General features: G+C 61.8%; 15 protein-coding genes. 7 read left to right on the forward strand and 8 right to left on the reverse strand.

Annotated elements, in window-relative coordinates; all coding sequences use genetic code 11:
• Positions 1 to 958: 958 nt before the first annotated feature.
• Positions 959 to 1,594 (reverse strand): CGNR zinc finger domain-containing protein, encoded by a 636-nt coding sequence (locus LT42_RS12550; protein WP_037017199.1) that lies wholly within the window; start codon positions 1,592 to 1,594, stop codon positions 959 to 961.
• 199 nt (positions 1,595 to 1,793) lie between these two features.
• On the opposite strand from LT42_RS12550, the gene LT42_RS12555 reads away from it, so the two are divergent.
• Positions 1,794 to 3,011 (forward strand): GAF domain-containing sensor histidine kinase, encoded by a 1,218-nt coding sequence (locus LT42_RS12555; protein ID WP_276209534.1) that lies wholly within the window; start codon positions 1,794 to 1,796, stop codon positions 3,009 to 3,011.
• Positions 3,012 to 3,036: 25 nt separating this feature from the next.
• Here the strand turns inward: LT42_RS12555 and LT42_RS12560 are convergent, their stop codons facing one another.
• Entirely contained in the window at positions 3,037 to 4,473 is a 1,437-nt protein-coding gene (locus tag LT42_RS12560; protein ID WP_037013505.1) for an amidase, read from the reverse strand.
• 98 nt (positions 4,474 to 4,571) lie between these two features.
• Between LT42_RS12560 and LT42_RS12565 the strand changes: the two genes are divergently transcribed.
• Positions 4,572 to 5,144 carry a TetR/AcrR family transcriptional regulator gene (locus LT42_RS12565; RefSeq protein ID WP_037013507.1) on the forward strand — a complete coding sequence of 191 codons (573 nt, stop codon included), beginning with the start codon at positions 4,572 to 4,574 and terminating at the stop codon, positions 5,142 to 5,144.
• Positions 5,145 to 5,211: 67 nt separating this feature from the next.
• Here the strand turns inward: LT42_RS12565 and leuD are convergent, their stop codons facing one another.
• Positions 5,212 to 5,820: a 3-isopropylmalate dehydratase small subunit gene (gene leuD / locus LT42_RS12570; protein WP_037013509.1), complete on the reverse strand. Its 609-nt coding sequence runs from the start codon at positions 5,818 to 5,820 to the stop codon at positions 5,212 to 5,214.
• A 1-nt stretch (position 5,821) separates the two neighbouring features.
• A complete protein-coding gene (gene leuC, locus LT42_RS12575) occupies positions 5,822 to 7,246 on the reverse strand; it encodes a 3-isopropylmalate dehydratase large subunit (protein WP_037017204.1) in 1,425 nt (474 codons plus the stop codon).
• Positions 7,247 to 7,510: 264 nt separating this feature from the next.
• Here leuC and LT42_RS12580 point away from each other — a divergent pair, with 264 nt between their 5' ends.
• Positions 7,511 to 8,449 (forward strand): alpha/beta fold hydrolase, encoded by a 939-nt coding sequence (locus LT42_RS12580; RefSeq protein WP_052075273.1) that lies wholly within the window; start codon positions 7,511 to 7,513, stop codon positions 8,447 to 8,449.
• A gap of 81 nt (positions 8,450 to 8,530) precedes the next feature.
• Positions 8,531 to 9,445, forward strand: coding sequence for a LysR substrate-binding domain-containing protein (locus LT42_RS12585; protein WP_037013511.1), 915 nt, complete (start codon positions 8,531 to 8,533; stop codon positions 9,443 to 9,445).
• 106 nt (positions 9,446 to 9,551) lie between these two features.
• On the opposite strand, the gene glsB is transcribed toward LT42_RS12585, so the two are convergent.
• Together glsB and LT42_RS12595 are read right to left on the reverse strand one after the other, a co-directional pair.
• Complete coding sequence (gene glsB, locus LT42_RS12590; protein WP_037013515.1) at positions 9,552 to 10,460, reverse strand: glutaminase B; 909 nt, start codon at positions 10,458 to 10,460, stop codon at positions 9,552 to 9,554.
• Between the two features lie 149 nt (positions 10,461 to 10,609).
• Positions 10,610 to 11,236 (reverse strand): TetR/AcrR family transcriptional regulator, encoded by a 627-nt coding sequence (locus tag LT42_RS12595; protein WP_037017210.1) that lies wholly within the window; start codon positions 11,234 to 11,236, stop codon positions 10,610 to 10,612.
• A 112-nt stretch (positions 11,237 to 11,348) separates the two neighbouring features.
• Here LT42_RS12595 and LT42_RS12600 point away from each other — a divergent pair, with 112 nt between their 5' ends.
• A complete protein-coding gene (locus LT42_RS12600; protein WP_037013517.1) occupies positions 11,349 to 12,266 on the forward strand; it encodes an NmrA family NAD(P)-binding protein in 918 nt (305 codons plus the stop codon).
• Positions 12,266 to 13,420: an epoxide hydrolase family protein gene (locus tag LT42_RS12605; protein ID WP_037013520.1), complete on the forward strand. Its 1,155-nt coding sequence runs from the start codon at positions 12,266 to 12,268 to the stop codon at positions 13,418 to 13,420. The genes LT42_RS12600 and LT42_RS12605 overlap by 1 nt, the downstream gene beginning before the upstream one ends.
• 18 nt (positions 13,421 to 13,438) lie before the next feature.
• On the opposite strand, the gene LT42_RS12610 is transcribed toward LT42_RS12605, so the two are convergent.
• Together LT42_RS12610 and LT42_RS12615 are read right to left on the reverse strand one after the other, a co-directional pair.
• Positions 13,439 to 14,143, reverse strand: a complete 705-nt coding sequence (locus LT42_RS12610; RefSeq protein WP_037013522.1) for an HAD-IA family hydrolase — start codon at positions 14,141 to 14,143, stop codon at positions 13,439 to 13,441.
• Between the two features lie 41 nt (positions 14,144 to 14,184).
• Entirely contained in the window at positions 14,185 to 14,424 is a 240-nt protein-coding gene (locus tag LT42_RS12615; protein WP_037013525.1) for a hypothetical protein, read from the reverse strand.
• Positions 14,425 to 14,691: 267 nt separating this feature from the next.
• Here LT42_RS12615 and LT42_RS12620 point away from each other — a divergent pair, with 267 nt between their 5' ends.
• The gene (locus LT42_RS12620; RefSeq protein WP_037013527.1) at positions 14,692 to 16,488 is read left to right on the forward strand and encodes a methyl-accepting chemotaxis protein; all 1,797 of its coding nucleotides are present in this window, start codon (positions 14,692 to 14,694) and stop codon (positions 16,486 to 16,488) included.
• The last annotated feature ends 39 nt before the right edge of the window (positions 16,489 to 16,527 follow it).

Below are 16,527 nucleotides of genomic sequence, written 5' to 3' on the forward strand. Positions count from 1 at the left end.
TCTCCAGGAGCCGGCTTGCTGGCGAATGCGTTGGGTCAAACCGACGGCTCGCTGACGGAACGGGTTCGCCAGCAAGCCGGCTCCTACAGATTCAGGGCGTGATCACAAGCTGCGTCACGCCCACCGCTGCGCTCGTTCGGCAGACAGAGGGTCAACCCGGACACCGCATTGGCGGCACGCGGGCAGGCACCGATGGGTGATTTGAGCAGTACGTTACAGCTTTAGGTGCAGCAAGTGCCCTGTTTTTGCTGGCCAATCCGAGATGGCAAAGCAACATCTGTAGGAGCCGGCTTGCTGGCGAATGCGGTGGATCAAAATCCGACGGCTTGCTGACGGAACGGGTTCGCCAGCAAGCCGGCTCCTACAGATTCAGGGCGTGATCACAAGCTGCGTCACGCCCACCGCTGCGCTCGTTCGGCAGACAGAGGGTCAACCCGGACACCGCAATGGCGGCACGCGGGCAGGCACCGATGGGTGACTTGAGCAATACGTCACAGCTTTAGGTGCAGCAAGTGCCCTGTTTTTGCTGGCCAATCTGAGATGGCAAAGCAACATCTGTAGGAGCCGGCTTGCTGGCGAATGCGGTGGGTCAAAACCGACGGTGTCGACTGACGGAACGGGTTCGCCAGCAAGCCGGCTCCTACAGATTCAGGGCGTGATCACAAGCTGCGTCACGCCCACCGCTGCGCTCGTTCGGCAGACAGAGGGTCAACCCGGACACCGCAATGGCGGCACGCGGGCAGGCACCGATGGGTGATTTGAGCAGTACGTTACAGCTTTAGGTGCAGCAAGTGCCCTGTTTTTGCTGGCCAATCTGAGATGGCAAAGCAACATCTGTAGGAGCCGGCTTGCTGGCGAATGCGGTGGATCAAAACCGACGGCTTGCTGACGATACGGATTCGCCGGCCGGCTCCTACCGATTCAGGGCGTGATCACAAGCTGCGTCCCGCGTCCGCAATCAGAACTCTGCCAGCGCTCTTCTGGCTTTTTCCCGCGCGCCGCAGACGGTCATCTGGCACCAGCGCCGCCGACCGTTTTTCGAGGTGTCGAGGAAGATCCAGTCGCAGTCCGGGGTTGCGCACACCTTGAGCCGCGAGAGCTCGCCGCAGGTCAGCAGTGTTGACGCCTGCACGGCCAGCCGGCCCATGAAACCGTCGGTCATCGAACCCAAATCGTCGCCTACACGCCAGCGCCACAAAATGCCAACCGGCGTCGATACGAGTAGCCGCTGGTAAGCGGTGGCCGCCAGTGCCTGATTCAACGCCTCCAGGCTCTGCGCGTCGGCTTCCCGCCCCAGCGCCAGTGGCAACAGCAGACGATACAACGCTTCACGAAAGTCGATCATTTGCTGAAAGGCAGTCAGCGTCTGCCAGGAGGAACGCCTCACAAGCGCCACGAAATGCTGATGCTCGTCTTGCTCGATCAGCCCGGCATGAAAGAACCAGTGAACCACGTCCTCCAGACTGCTCAGCTTATCGACGACTTCCTTCAACCCTGTACCCGGGCGACGTCCGTCACAGGTATTCAGGTAGTCCAGCACCGCTGACCCGCCGACGAGACGGATGGCATTGATCTTCAGTTGTCCGATAGACATGGCAGGCCCCAGCGCATAGCAGTGCATGAATGATGGCAGACAACGGGCAGGACGCTTTTGTTTCGGACGGCCGAGGCTTGTAAAGAGGGCCCGCAGTGCTGTGGTGGACAGAACGGTGCGATGAGCCCGCTTTTATTCATTGGTTTGTCGCCAAGGCGTTTGTATAGTGATTTTTTCCTGCGGGATTGGAGTCGGCAGCGTGACACAAACGAATTTCGAGACCGACATCCGGGCGATCGGTCAGATTGACTCCATACCGATGATCCTGCGAATGGTGAAGCGCGTTACGGGCCTGGGCTTCGCCGCCGTGGCGCGGGTCACGGACCGGTACTGGGTCGCTTGTGCGATTGATGACTCTATCCAGTATGGGCTGGCGCCGGGCGATAAGGTCGACGTCGCGACGACGATCTGCCACGAAATCTCGCAGCACAAACAACCCGTGATTTTCGGCCACGCCAGTGAGCATCCGGTGTTCGCCACCCACCCCACTCCCCGGCTTTTCGGGTTTGAAAGCTATATCTCGATCCCCATCATTCGCGCCAACGGCGAGTTTTTCGGCACGCTTTGCGCAGTGGATCGCACGCCCAGCGCGATCGAAACACCTGAAGTGCTGGAAAACCTCACCCTGTTCTCACAGCTGATCGCTGCAAACCTGGACATGCAGGATTCGCTCGATCTAAGCCAGCGTGAGCTGCTGGACGAGCGTGAGACCAGTCGGCTGCGCGATCAATTCATTGCCGTGCTGGGCCACGATTTGCGCACGCCATTGAGCGCCATCCGCATGAGCGCCGATTTAATCGACAGCCGTGTCACGGAGCGATCGACCCGTAAACTGGTTCACGCCATCCAGACCAGCACTCAGCGCATGGGTCTGTTGATCGAGAACGTGCTCGACTTCGCCCGAGGACGTCTGGGCGGCGGCATCCCGGTGCGCCGGACCCACGTCGACGATCTGCAATCTGAGCTGCACCGGGTGATTGAAGAGGTGCGCAGGTCTCACCCCGCAGCGAGCATTCAGCAATCCATTGACATCCCCACGGCGATTGATTGTGACCGGGTCAGGGTGGGGCAATTGCTGTGCAACTTGCTTGGCAATGCCGTGACCCACGGCGACACGCATTTTCCGGTCACGGTTCGGGCGGGGGTGGAACACAACCTACTGGTCATTTCGGTGACCAATCAGGGTCAACCCATTGAGCCGGAACGACTGGGGCTGCTGTTCCAGCCGTATACGCGTTCGGAGAAAAGCGGCTACGGCGGCGGCCTGGGACTGGGTTTGTACATCGCCGCAGAGATCGTCAAAAGCCACGGCGGCTCGATCTCCGTCGTGTCCACCGCCGCTGACGGCACGTGCTTCAAAGCCACTCTTCCGTTACACGGGGTACCCCACTTGTCCGACCACGACATGGCCGAGTAAGCGCAGCGCCACGCCTGCGTCACGATCAGTAGTTGCCCGCCCAAAGGCGCGGCCGACGAGTGGCCCAGGCCATCTCGCGCTCGAGTTGCCCAGCCAGCCCCAGCAGCATGCCTTCCTCGCCAAATCCGGCCATGAACTGCATGCCGATGGGCAAGCCGGTTTCAGGGTCGTGGGACAGCGGAACGGACATCGCCGGCGCACCGATGACATTCGCCAGCGCAGTGAACGGAGACTGATCGAATACATGGTTCATCCAGCCTCGCCCGTCCAGCTGCTCCTGCGCAGCGTTGTAGTGGCCGATCATCGGGGCCAGGCTTGGCAAGGTGGGCGACAGCAGCAAGTCATAAGCCTCGAAGAAGCCGCCAAGCTTTCGGGCGACGGTGTTGCGCTCGAACAAAGCGCCCAACAATTCGGTGGCACTCAGGCCTTTGCCGTACTGGTACAGCGCCAACGTGGCCGGCTCCAGATGGCTTGCATCGATGCTACGCCCGGTTGCGGCTGCAATCGCATCCACCCAGGCCGCCGTGTTGGACGACCAGAACCGCCCGTTCAGTTCAACGAAAGCCGCCCAGCTCATGCCGATATCCGGTTCGATTTCTTCCACCCGGTGCCCTAGGGCTTCAAGTTGCCGGGCCGCCTGTTGCAGTGCCCTGCCGACTGAAGGGTGCAGCGCGTGGCCATTCAACGGCCGCGTCTGCACACCGATGCGCAATGAACCCGGTGTGCGCCGGGACTGCGCGAGGAAGCTCTCGGCCGGTACGGGAATCCGGAAGGGATCACCCGCTGCGCTGCCATGAATCGCGTCCAGCAATGCTGCACTGTCGCGCACCGATCGGGTGAGCAGGCCGTGTACGGCAAGGCCGCTCCAGACCTCATCGATGTCTGGCCCCACGGGCACACGTCCGCGGCTCGGCTTCAGGCCGAACAGGCCGCACATGGAAGCCGGCACGCGAATGGAACCGCCGCCGTCGGTGGCGTGAGCGATCGGCACCATACCTGCCGCGACGGCTGCGCCAGAGCCGCCACTGGAACCTCCGGCACTTCGCTGCAGGTCCCAGGGATTGCGGGTCGCGCCATGCAGACGGCTTTCCGTGGTGGTGCTCGCCGCGAACTCGGGTGTCGTGGTCCTGCCCAATGGCAACAGGCCGGCAAGACGCAAACGGGTCATGAGCTGCGTATCACTCTCGGCAGTGCAGCCCAGCGCCAGCCTGCTGCCCAGTTCGTTGCGCCGCCCCTTGGCCGTAATGCCCACGTCCTTGATCAGAACGGGCACCCCGTTGAACGCGCCTGTTCGCGGCGAGCGTTCGTCGTCCCATGTTTCGATCACCGCATTGATCTGCGGGTTGAGCACTTCGATGGCGCGCAAAGCCGCAGTACGAACCTCGTCGGCACTCACATGTCCGGCCTCGATGAGCTGACTCAGGCCGGTGGCATCCTGTTCGGTGTATTCACTCAGGTGCATGGCAATCTCCAATTCGGTATGATCGATACTCTTCGGTATCGGACGATACCGAAGAGTATCATGCGATACTTCCCGGTATCGCTGTCAAGGAGAAAACGATGCGCCCCTCACCTATTCCTCAGTTGCCGCCCAGAGAGCGCATCATCGAAGCCGCCACTGCGCTGTTCATGGAGCAAGGGATCACGCGCGTCAGCGTGGATGCCATCGCCGCCCGGGCCGCGTCGACCAAGATGACGGTCTACCGCCATTTCGAAAACAAGGATGCGCTGGTGCTGGAGTGGCTGGGGCAACTGATCGAAAGCTACGCCGATGCTCTGGACCGGATGGCAGCGCAGTACCCTGATTCGCCGCGTCGGCAATTGTTGGGATTCGTCGATTACATCGTGCAGGACCTTGAGCGCTCGGGTTATCGCGGCTGCCCGTTCACCAACACGCTGGCCGAAGTGGCCGAGGATGATCATCCCGTCCGGGCGATGATCCAGCAGCACAAGCAACAGCAGTTCGCCCGACTGACCGCCCTCTGCGCCGCCATGCACCTGAACGAGCCTGGGCATGTCGCCGAGGAGCTGACGTTATTGATGGAGGGCGCTCAGGTGGTGGCGCAAAACAGGGGCATTGAGCACGTCGGTGAACGCCTGACCGCGATGGTGCAGCGGCGGCTGCGGTCGTAACGGGCCAACCTTGCCGCCGCACTGCTTGCTGGATTGGCTGATTGACAGCCCCTTTATGCTGACGACTTCAGACCAGCCAAGGGTTTTCCTGCAAATGGCGGGCTTCAAACGCTTCAATGGCCTCGCGGCGCTGCAGCGTCGTGCCGATCGCGTCCAGCCCAAGCATGAGCGACTGTTTGCGCAAGGCTTCGATTTCGAAGTCGATGCTTTGCCCATCGCAGAGCTCGATGCGCTGGCTCTCCAGATCGATGGCGATAGACGCCGTGTCGCCCTGGCTTATGCGGTCGCTCAATGCCTTGAGTTCGGGCGGCGTGAGCGTGATGACCAACACCCCGTTGCGCTGGCAGTTGTCGTAGAAGATCCCGGCGAAGCGTGTGCCGATGAGCGCCCTGATGCCCAGCTGCTGCAAGCCCCACACCGCGTGCTCCCGACTTGAACCGCAGCCGAAGTTGGGCCCGACCACCAGAAAGTTCGCGTTCTGCCACGGCGCTTGATTCAGTACAAAATCAGGGTTTGGCGTGCCGTCGGCCAGAAAGCGCAAGTCAAAAAACACGCCCCGGTCCAGCCCGCTGCGATCGATGCCCTTGAGAAACTGCTTGGGCATGATGACGTCGGTGTCTACATTGGCCGCAGGCAAAGGCGCGGCGATGCCTTGAACCCGAGTAAAAGGTTGCATATCAAACCTCCGCTCCAAATTGACGAACATCGACCAGATGGCCAGTGACCGCAGCAGCGGCAACCATTGCCGGGCTCATCAGGTGGGTGCGCGCACCCGCGCCCTGCCGCCCCTCGAAGTTTCGGTTGGTGCTCGACGCGCAGCGATCTCCCGGATTGAGCACATCGTCGTTCATCGCCAGGCACATCGAGCAGCCCGACTGGCGCCACTCGAAACCGGCATCGCGAAACACCTGCGCCAACCCTTCTGTCTCGGCCTGGTCGCGCACTTGCGTTGAGCCGGGAACGATCATCGCGCGCACGCCCTGCGCCACGCTTCGGCCTCTGACGACACGCGCCGCGTCGCGCAAGTCTTCGATGCGCGCATTGGTGCACGAGCCGATGAACGCATGGCTGATGGGAATGCTCGCCAGCGCCGTGCCCGGCGTCAGGTCCATATAACGCAGCGCACGCTCAAGGTCCTGCCGCAGGATCAGATCAGGCTCTTGCGAGGGGTCCGGCACGCAGCCGGTGATCGCGGCAGCCTGGTCCGGGCTGGTGCCCCAGGTGACCATGGGCTGCAGCTTGTCGATGTGCATGTGCACTTCGCGGTCGAACCGGGCGCCGACATCGGTGTGCAACGACTGCCATCGCGCGACCGCCTGATTCCACAACTCACCCTTTGGCGCGCGAGGCTTGTCGGCCAGGTAGGCATAGACTTTCTCGTCCGGCGCCATGAATGCGCCCCTGGCGCCGGCCTCCACCGCCATGTTGCAAATGGTCATGCGCGCCTCGACGCTCAGCGCACTGATGGCCGGCCCGGTGAACTCGATCGCGTAGCCGGTTGCGCCAGACGCGCCGATCTGCCGGATCAATTCCATGATGATGTCTTTGGAGACCAGCCCAGGGCCGGGCCGGCCTTCAACCGTCACGCGCAGGGTCTTCAGCCGCTTGTACACCAGTGTCTGGGTCGCCAGCAGGTGTTCGATTTCAGAAGTGCCGATGCCGAAACCAAAGGCACCCAGGGCGCCATAGGTGGTGGTGTGGCTGTCCCCTGCCGCGATCACCATGCCAGGCAAAATGAAGCCCTGCTCGGGCGCCACCACATGCTCGATGCCCTGGCGCTTGTCGAGAACGTTGAACAGCTCGATGCCGAAGTCCCGACAGTTCTCCTCGAAGTAACTCACCTGGCGCGCGCCACCGGGATCCGCCATGGCTGCATTACGTTCCGGGGCCGTAGGGTTCACATGGTCAACCACACACAGCGTCGCGCTGGGCCGCCAGACACCACGCCCGGCTTGCCGCAGGCCGCTGAAGGCTTGCGGGCTGGTGTATTCGTTGGCCACCTGGCGGTCGATATAAAGCAGCACGTGGCCCTGGTCATCCAGTTCACAGACGGTGTGTGCGTCGATGTGCTTTTGATAGAGCGTCTTGGGAAGGTCAGTCACGATGGGTACCTCTTGTGGTTCGCCTGCTGCCATCACCTGTCGACTGCGAGGCGATGCAACCTGGCTACAAGATAGCCTCGTGACCGCGCCCATCAATGGCGCAAGAGTGGATGCAAAGTCCACGAAACGTGTACGAGCAACGATTAACGTCGTTCGATGGCCCCACCTGAAACACACTTCATGAACTTTCCTCACACGCCTGGGCTCTTGCATCGTCCGCCGCTTGACCTCAGGCTTTCGGGGAACTGCTCAAGGAGTCGAACCATGTTTGCCGGATTCCAGACCTATAAACGCCACGTCAACGGCGTCGACATCAATTTTCGTATGGGCGGTACAGGCCCCGGTCTTTTATTGCTGCACGGCCACCCTCAGACCCACGTCATCTGGCACAAGGTCGCGCCTCGGCTGGCCGAGCATTTCACTGTGGTAGCGGCTGACCTTCGCGGCTACGGCGACAGCAGCCGGCCTGCCGCGGATGCCGAGCACAGCAATTACTCCAAGCGCACCATGGCGATGGATAACGTCAGGTTGATGCGCTCGCTCGGTTTTGAACAGTTCAGCGTGCTGGCCCATGATCGGGGCGCACGCGTTGCTCATCGCCTGGCCCTGGACCATCCCGATGCGGTGCAGCGCCTGGCGTTGCTGGACATCGCGCCCACGCTGGCGATGTACGAGCAAACCGATGAAGCCTTCGCCCGCGCGTATTGGCACTGGTTCTTTCTCATTCGGCCGGCACCGCTGCCCGAGAGCCTCATCGAGGCCGATCCCGAGCAATACCTGCGCAGCGTGATGGGCAGCCGCAGCGCGGGCCTGACGCCTTTTACTGACGCCGCTTTCGCCGAATATGTGCGGTGCCTGCAATTGCCTGGCAGCGCCCGGGGAATTTGTGAGGATTACCGCGCCTCCGCCGGTCTGGATCTGGAGCACGACCGCGCGGATATTGCCGCCGGGCGCCGTCTTGAGATGCCGCTGCTTGCCCTGTGGGGCGCCGATGGCGTGGTTGGCCGCTGCTTCGAGCCTCTGAAGGAATGGCAAAAGGTCGCGAGCGATGTGCGCGGTTACGCGCTGCCGTCAGGTCATTACATCGCCGAAGAAGCGCCCGAACGCCTGCTCGAAGCGGTTGAAGATTTTTTCCCCGAGCTGCTGTCGGCGCGTTCGCCGAGTGGCATTCCTGGAGGTAGCCAATCGCACGTGCCCGGCTGAGCCCACACTGGAACAGCGGGGCTCAGGTGCGTCGACACGGTGCTATTCTGATCGCCCCTTTGGCCACCCGTTTCACTCACGATGACGCTCATGAAAGGCTCGACGCCGCTTCCCGAGGATCTGCGGGTATTCCTCACCGTGATCCGAAAATCCGGTTTTGCCAGCGCCGCCGATGAGCTGGGACTGTCGGCCGCCTACGTCACCAAGCGCATCCAGATCCTCGAAAGCACGCTGGGCACTCGCCTGCTGCACCGTACCAGCCGCCGCGTGAGCCTGACCGATGACGGTGAGCGTGTGAAGGTCTGGGCCATGCGCATTCTTGAAGACTTCCAGGGCATGGCCGACGAGTTGGGCGACGCTCACCAGACGCCTCGGGGCCGGCTGCATCTGTGCAGCAGCTTCGGTTTCGGTCGGAACCACGTGGCCCCGGCGGTATCGATGCTGGCCGAACGTTATCCCGAGCTGGAGATCCGTCTGGACCTGTTTGATCGGGTAGTGGACATCGTCAGCGAAGGCTTCGACCTGGAGATCCGCGTGGGCGACGACCTGCCCGGACAGCACATCGGCCGCCAACTGGTCCGGAACCGGCGCATCTTGTGCGCGGCGCCCGGCTACCTTGAACGCAGAGGTACCCCGCAATCGCTTGTGGACCTGGAGCATCATGATTGTCTGGTCATCAAGGAGCGCGACAACGCCTTCGGCGTGTGGTCACTGGAACGCGATGGCGCCCATGAAACGGTAAAAGTGCGCGGGCCGCTGTCGTCCAACAGTGGGGAAATCGTGCTGCAATGGGCGCTGGATGGCCGAGGCATCGTCTTGCGTTCGATGTGGGACGCCAAGCCGCTGCTGGAACAGGGAAAGCTGGTCCAGGTGCTGCCCGGCTACCACCAGAATGCAAATGTCTGGGCGGTGTACCCCACGCGCCTGGCCCACTCGGGCAAACTGCGCGCCTGCGTGGAGTTTCTTGAAAATCACTTTATGGCGCTGTCGATCTGAGCGGGGACACCGCCTGCCCGGCTGGACAGCACCACCCATTGTAGGAGCCCGCTTGCCCGCGAAGGGTGCGCAGGCACCACGCAAGCGCGGCGGGTTCACGCCCGGATCAAAAGACCGACCAGCCAATCCGCGAGCTCAGCCGCTCCAGCGCCGCCATCCCGGCGAGGGAGTTGCCTGCGGCATTTAGCTCAGGCGACCACACGCACACCGTGAACTGCCCCGGCACGATCGCCACGATCCCTCCCCCGACGCCGCTCTTGCCGGGCAAACCGACGCGGTAGGCGAAATTTCCGGCCTCGTCGTACAGACCGCTGGTGGCCATGATCGAATTCACTTGTTGGGTCTGCCGCCGGGTGAGGATTTGCTCGCCGCTGTGCTTGCAGAAGCCATCGTTGGCCAGGAAGCAGAACGCCCGGGCCAGATCCAGACAGCTCATTTTCAGCGCGCAATAGCTGAAGTAGCTGCGCAGCACGGTTTCGACCTCGTTATGGAAATTGCCGAACGATTGCATCAGGTACGCCATGGCCGCGTTGCGCGCGCGGAATTGATATTCCGAATCGGCCACACGGGCATCGATCATCACCTGCGGGTTGCCCGACAGGCGCCGGGCGAAGTCACGCATCGACAAGGTCGGCGCGGCGAAACGCGACTGGTTGATGTCGCAGATCACCAACGCGCCGGCATTGATAAAGGGATTGCGCGGGCGCCCGCGCTCGAATTCCAGCTGCACCAGCGAATTGAACGGCTGCCCCGAGGGCTCATGACCCAAGCGCTGCCAGATGGCCTCGCCGGAGTGGCCAATCGCCTGAACCAGGCTGAACACCTTGGAAATGCTCTGCACTGAAAACGGCACCTGAGCGTCACCCGCGCAATAAAAGGTGCCATCGTTGCCGTACACCGCAATGCCCAACTGTTCGGCTGGCACGTCGGCCAGCGCGGGAATGTAATCGGCTACTTTGCCCTGGCCGATCAGGGGACGCACTTCGTCGAGGATCTCGTTCAACAGCGTTTGCATGGCGGACCTTGTCATTGTTTCCCCGACGGCAGCAGGGGCTAGCATTCAAGACGAATGCAGAACGGACGGCATCACACGTTCGATGAGAACTTCACCGGTTATTTTTTTTGGGGGGGTGCGTTGCGCCGCAAGTAATCGGGAGAGCCCAGTCAGCGCAACAGGTCTGCGGCGTTGACCATCTTGAGGCCCCACTCCACACGCTCGGGAATGGCCCGGACCAACTGCTCGCGGTCCTCGCCCAGCAATGCCCGAAGCTGATGCGGGGCGAATACCAGATCGATGAACTGACGGGCCAGCCCGTCAGGGTCGGACGGCTGGTCCGGGCCTGCGAGAATGGCCGAATGCACACGCAAGAACCCGCCTTCCCAGCCCAGGCGGTTCACCTCGGCGGCCAGCGACGGGGCGCGGGTAGACGTGGCGATCACCAGGCGCATCATGGCCAGCGTCCGGGGTTGCAGCGCATGTTCCAGAATGCCGCGGCCCACGTGTCGCAGACGGTCTTGCAGCGCGAGCGAAGGCGTGGTCTCGGAAGGGACCTGCAATGTGGCGACATGGCGCTGCACCACCGCCTCAAACAGCGCCTCTTTATTGGCATAGCGCGCATAAAGGGTGGCCTTGCTCGCACCTGCCGTGCGGGCGATGTCCTCACATGACGTGCCGTCGAGACCGCAGGCCAGAAAGCGCTGCAGGGCCGCATCCAGCAACCTGCGCTCGACCTCCCCCGCTTCGCTCTGCCGGGGCCTGCCGCCTTTGGATGGAGTCTTGATTGTGGTCATGGCCGGCAACTTACAGCCGCCTTGTTTGTTCGTCAACTAAACGGTAACGTTCAGTTAAATCGGCTCGGCAAACGCCGTTTCCGTCCCTTCATTCCGATCATGAGAGCGCGCCTTGAATCACACCACTGAGTTACCCATCGTGGTTGCCGGCGCTACGGGCGATCTCGGCCAGCGTGTCGTGCAGGCGTTGGCCACGCGCGGCGCCCGCATCATCGCACTGGTTCGGCCCGACACTGAGCCGGCGCGACTGGAAGGATTGCAAGGCAACCATACCGTGATCATTCCAGTTTCACTGGATGATGCTCACGGCCTGCGCCGTGCCGTCGCCGGCTCGGGTTGTGTGGTCTCCACGCTCAATGGTCTGGAGACGGTCATCATCAAGCAACAGACCGCGCTGTTGGAGGCCGCCGTCGCCGCCGGAGTCCCGCGGTTCATTCCGTCGGATTACTCGCTCGACTACACCCGTACCCGCCCCGGCGACAACCGCAACATGGACCTTCGCAGGCAATTCGCTGCACGACTCGACCACGCCGACATCGCCGCGACTTCCATCCTCAACGGCGGTTTTCTGGAGTTGCTGGAAGGCGATGCCCCCATCGTATTGCCCGGGCGCCGGGTGCTGCACTTCGGCGACGCGCAGCAAGCGCTGGACTTCACGGCCAAGGACGACGTCGCGGCCTTCACAGCCGACGCCGCCCTGGACCCTGACACGCCGCGTTTCTTGCGCATTGCCGGCAACAGCGTGTCGCCCGCGCAGATCGCCAACACCCTGGCCGAGCTGACAGGCCAACCCTACCGCACCTTGCGTCCGGGCAATCTCGCTGCGTTGTCGGTGATCATCTCCGTGGTGCGTGCGCTCACACCCGCAAGCGACAAGCCTTTTCCTGCCTGGCAAGGCATGCAGTATCTACGAGACATGATGAGCGGCCGCGGCAAGCTGCTCGAGCTTGACAACGACCGTTACGGCCAACGTGAATGGGCATCCGTGCGCGACACCCTGGCCCGTATTCATGTGCAAGGAAACCGATGATGACCGACCGCATTCAGCCCTTCCCCATCCACATCCCGCAAGCACAACTCGACGACCTTGCCGTACGCCTGGCCCAGACCCGCTGGCCTGACGCGGAGACCGTCTCCGACATCAGCCAGGGCCCGCAGCTTGAGCGAGTGCGCGCGCTGGTCGAGCACTGGCAGAACAATTACGACTGGCGCGCCACTGAAACCCGGCTCAATCAGTGGAACAGCAGCCGGACCGAAATCGACGGGCTGGGCATTCACTTTCTGCACATCCGTTCGCCCCATGCTGACGCCCTCCCCTTGCTGATGACCCATGGCTGGCCCGGCTCCCTCCTGGAGTTCAATGCGATGATCGGCCCGCTCACCGACCCCACCGCCCACGGCGGGCAGGCCAGCGACGCGTTCCATCTGGTGATTCCGGCCCTGCCGGGTTTTGGTTTCAGTGACAAACCACGCTCACCGGGCTGGGGCGTGGGCAAGACCGCTGCCGCCTGGGTTCAATTGATGAAACGCCTAGGCTATGGCGACCGCTGGGCTGCCCAGGGCGGTGACTGGGGCGCGGCCGTGACGACGGCGTTGGGTCACATGAGCCCGCCAGGCCTGGTGGGCATTCATCTGAACATGGTGATGTACCAGCCCACCGACGCTGAAATCACTGACGCCACGCCTGAGGAACAGCGCATGCTGGCCGACGCTCAACGCTATGAGCGCGAGCTGTCCGGCTACATGAAAGTCCAGAGCACCCGTCCGCAGTCGATCGGCTTTGCGCTGGCCGATTCGCCGGTCGGTCTTGCGGCGTGGATCTACGCGTTGTTTCAGGACGCCTCCGACAGCTCCGGGCAACCGGAGCAGGTGATCGACATCAACGCGTTGATCGACGACATCATGCTGTACTGGCTGCCCAACGCAGGCCCCAGCTCGGTGCGTTTCTACTGGGAAAGCATCCGTGAAATGCAGACCCGCGGTCCGGCCCCGCCTCAGCCCACGGCTGCGGGTGTGAGCATGTTTCCCGGCGAGCTGCTTCGCCTTTCCAAGCGTTTGGCGCACGCGCGGTTCGATGATCTGAGGTTCTTCGCCGAAGCCGAGAGCGGCGGCCATTTCGCCGCTCTCGAAAACCCGACGGTACTCACCGAGCACGTGCGCGAGACCTTCCGCCTGCTGCGGTGAAGCCATAGGCGCCTGGCGTTACCCCAACGTCGGCATCAGCAATTGCGGCAGCCCGGAGAGGTCTTTCAACACCGCATCCGGGTGCCAGGCCGGGTCGAGAGGTTCACCTTCACGGTCAATCCAGACCGACCGAATGCCCAGTTCCTGGCATACCTTCAGGTCAGAGAACTGGCCCATGGCGACGTGGATCGTTTCATCCCGCGTAACCCCCATCACGGCGTGAGAATGCTCGAACAGACGGTGATCGGGCTTGTAGACGCGTGCCTGCTGAGCAGTGATGACAAAATCGATGGGGGTCCCAATCGCGGCGATGGTGCCGCCAATTAATGCGTCGCTGGTGTTGCTGATCACGGCGATCCGGTAATGCTGGCGCAACCGGGCAAGCACCTCAGGCACCTCGGGGTGCGGCGCGATCTTCCCCAGAGTGGCCAGGAGGATTTCAAGGTCTTGGGCATCGGCCTCAAAGCCGTTTTCACCCAACGCTTCGCGCAGGCTCGCTTCAAGCACCGCCTCATAGTCCAGAAAACCTGATTGCTGTTGAAGCTCAACCGCGCGCTCACGCAGCCGGACCGCGAGGGCCGAGCTGCTTTGATCCGGGGCCTCGGCCGCGAGATGCCGCTGGAGGATGGCGGCGGCAGCGTGGCGGACGGCTCGGTGCCACTGCACCAGTGTGCCGTAGCAATCGAAGGTCAGGACCTTGGTGCGGGAATTGATTTCAAGCATGGGAACAGGGTCTCCGAGGATGGCTTAAACGTCTTTCAACTTTAGCCTCTTGGCATTTCCAGCCTGGGCCAACTAGAAAGATTGACGCCCTCATGTTTAAGCGCAAAGACAATGTGGGCGAGGTAATCACCAGCGTCCGGTGCGACCGCCGGCGGAACTGCGAGCGCGCCGGTGATCTGCTCAATGCGGGTGACGGGTTGAACGAGTGCAGGCTTCTTTACCCCTATAACCTCCAGCTCCATCGCCTTGATCAGATGGGCGTAACCCACTAGATTTCCCATATCTCCCCCTCTCTATGGCTGGATTTTCTTAACCGCGCCAAGATTTTCTTAAAATGTGCGGCGAACACTCAGAAAATATTAACCGACAACGGCCAGGCGACCATGAGGTATTTGCAACTAAGGCGTTTGGCTTCTTTGAAAGCGGCAACGCGGAGAGGTTTGAGATCCAGATCAGCCAACCTGGCCAGCATTCGTTAAAGCTTTCCTGTTTCAGGTCGAACACTATCCATTAGGGATCAGTGTTTAACCAAGAGGGGAACCGTTGGAATGCGGATGTTCAAGGAGCTATACGAGTCAATCGAGCTGCAGTTTTTCAACACCCTGACCAAAAAACTCTCGAGCCTCTTCCTGCTCGTCGCGGTCAGCGGCGGTGTGTATTGGCGCGCCGTGAGCACGCGTACGGACATCCTTGCGAAGCTCAGCAGTACCTCACTGGATGCGACTGTGGTGCAGGGCATCGAGAGCAGCCTGGACAGTCTTGGCAACGCCATTCTGTTCAGTACGCTGTTTACCTTCGCCATGATCAGCTTCATGGTGTGGTATTTCCGTCACCTGATCGTGCGCCCGGTCACGCTGATGACCCACGCCCTGGAAGACATTGCCAACGGCAAGGGCGATTTGTCCAAGGACCTGCCGCTGCTCACCCACGATGAAATCCGGGTGCTGGCGAGCACGTGCAACCGCTTCCTCGCCAGACAGCGGGAGACCATCAGCGAGATCCAGGCGCTCACGGTGCAGATTGCCGTCGAGTCGGCGCGCTCCCTGAAAAACATCAGCGATTCCAGCGACAGCGCCACCCATCAGGCACGTTTTGCCAAAGAAGTGATGGAGCAAAGCAATATGGCGGTGGGTAATATTCACGAGGTCTCACAGCAGACTCAGGGCATTACCAGCACGACGGCGCAGAACCTCGACATGGCCCGCAACTCGTACGCCGAGCTGCTGGAAGTCACCGGCAAAATTAGCGAGATCTCCAACAGCCTCAACGAATTCAGCACCCTGGTCGCCGCTTTGACACAGCGCTCTTCGAGCATCAAGTCCATCGTTGGTCTGATTCAGAAAATCTCCTCGCAGACCAATTTGCTGGCTCTCAACGCTGCCATCGAAGCCGCACGCGCGGGTGAGAGCGGACGCGGATTTGCGGTGGTTGCCGACGAGGTGCGCACGCTGGCGCAAAACGTCAGCACGGCCACCGATGATATTTCCCGGGACATCGACGCGATGTTGCTGGAAGTCACGTCCACTCACGAACAGACCTCGCACATCAGCCATAGCGCGCGCGAAACCCGCACGATCGTGGAGCGGGCTTCCGGCCACTTCGAGAGCATGATCATTGATTTCGAGGCCACCAGCGGCAAGCTGGCGGGCATTGCAGAGCACGTCGAGAACTTCGCCGTGAGCAACAGCGGAATCAACGAGCGGGTCGCGCAAATCTATGCCGACAGCCAGTCGATCGATCAGCGCATGCAGCATTCCGCAACCGCTACGCGCGATTTGCTGGGCGTCGCCGAGCGCGTACAGGCGATGCTTGGCAGTTTCGTGCTGGGTCACGGCGCCCTTGATGCGGCGGTCACCCGGGCGGGGAAATGCCGCGACACTCTCCAGCAACGCCTGGCAGAGCTGCAGCGTGAAGGCCTGAACCTGTTTGACCAAAACTACAAGCCGATACCGAACACTGACCCGAAACAGTACGTCACCAGCTACAGCGAGCGCTTCGCGAAAGTGTGCCAGGAAGAAATTGACGCACTGACCAAAGGCACCAAGGGTGGCAAGGTCTCCTTCATCGTCGACAACCGGGGCTATTGCCCGGTCAACAACAGCTGGGTCTCGAAACCGCCCACCGGTGACCGCACCATCGACCTGCCGGTGTGCCGCAACAAGCGCATGTTCGCCGACCCGGTCGGCCTGCGCGCCGCAGGCAATACCCAGCGCTTCCTGCTGCAGACCTACCTGCGCGACACCGGGGAAATCATGACCGAAATTGACGTACCGTTCTTTTTTGACGGTCGTCATTGGGGCAACTTGCGGATGGGCTTCGATTCGTCGGTATTGCTCGCGAAGTGACCTGACAGCGGCAAACGAGTGTTGCCCCGGCAGTGGGTC

The organism is Pseudomonas lutea, assembly GCF_000759445.1.
Classification (GTDB): Bacteria; Pseudomonadota; Gammaproteobacteria; order Pseudomonadales; family Pseudomonadaceae; genus Aquipseudomonas; species Aquipseudomonas lutea.

Bases quoted from the DNA above. Each gene is read 5' to 3' on its own strand.
- glsB (WP_037013515.1), bottom strand. From the start codon at position 10,460: ATGCAAACGCTGTTGAACGAGATCCTCGACGAAGTGCGTCCCCTGATC.
- LT42_RS12550 (WP_037017199.1), bottom strand. From the start codon at position 1,594: ATGTCTATCGGACAACTGAAGATCAATGCCATCCGTCTCGTCGGCGGG.
- leuD (WP_037013509.1), bottom strand. From the start codon at position 5,820: ATGCAACCTTTTACTCGGGTTCAAGGCATCGCCGCGCCTTTGCCTGCG.
- LT42_RS12585 (WP_037013511.1), top strand. From the start codon at position 8,531: ATGACGCTCATGAAAGGCTCGACGCCGCTTCCCGAGGATCTGCGGGTA.
- LT42_RS12620 (WP_037013527.1), top strand. From the start codon at position 14,692: ATGCGGATGTTCAAGGAGCTATACGAGTCAATCGAGCTGCAGTTTTTC.
- LT42_RS12610 (WP_037013522.1), bottom strand. From the start codon at position 14,143: ATGCTTGAAATCAATTCCCGCACCAAGGTCCTGACCTTCGATTGCTAC.
- LT42_RS12605 (WP_037013520.1), top strand. From the start codon at position 12,266: ATGACCGACCGCATTCAGCCCTTCCCCATCCACATCCCGCAAGCACAA.
- LT42_RS12615 (WP_037013525.1), bottom strand. From the start codon at position 14,424: ATGGGAAATCTAGTGGGTTACGCCCATCTGATCAAGGCGATGGAGCTG.
- LT42_RS12560 (WP_037013505.1), bottom strand. From the start codon at position 4,473: ATGCACCTGAGTGAATACACCGAACAGGATGCCACCGGCCTGAGTCAG.
- LT42_RS12565 (WP_037013507.1), top strand. From the start codon at position 4,572: ATGCGCCCCTCACCTATTCCTCAGTTGCCGCCCAGAGAGCGCATCATC.
- LT42_RS12580 (WP_052075273.1), top strand. From the start codon at position 7,511: ATGTTTGCCGGATTCCAGACCTATAAACGCCACGTCAACGGCGTCGAC.
- LT42_RS12595 (WP_037017210.1), bottom strand. From the start codon at position 11,236: ATGACCACAATCAAGACTCCATCCAAAGGCGGCAGGCCCCGGCAGAGC.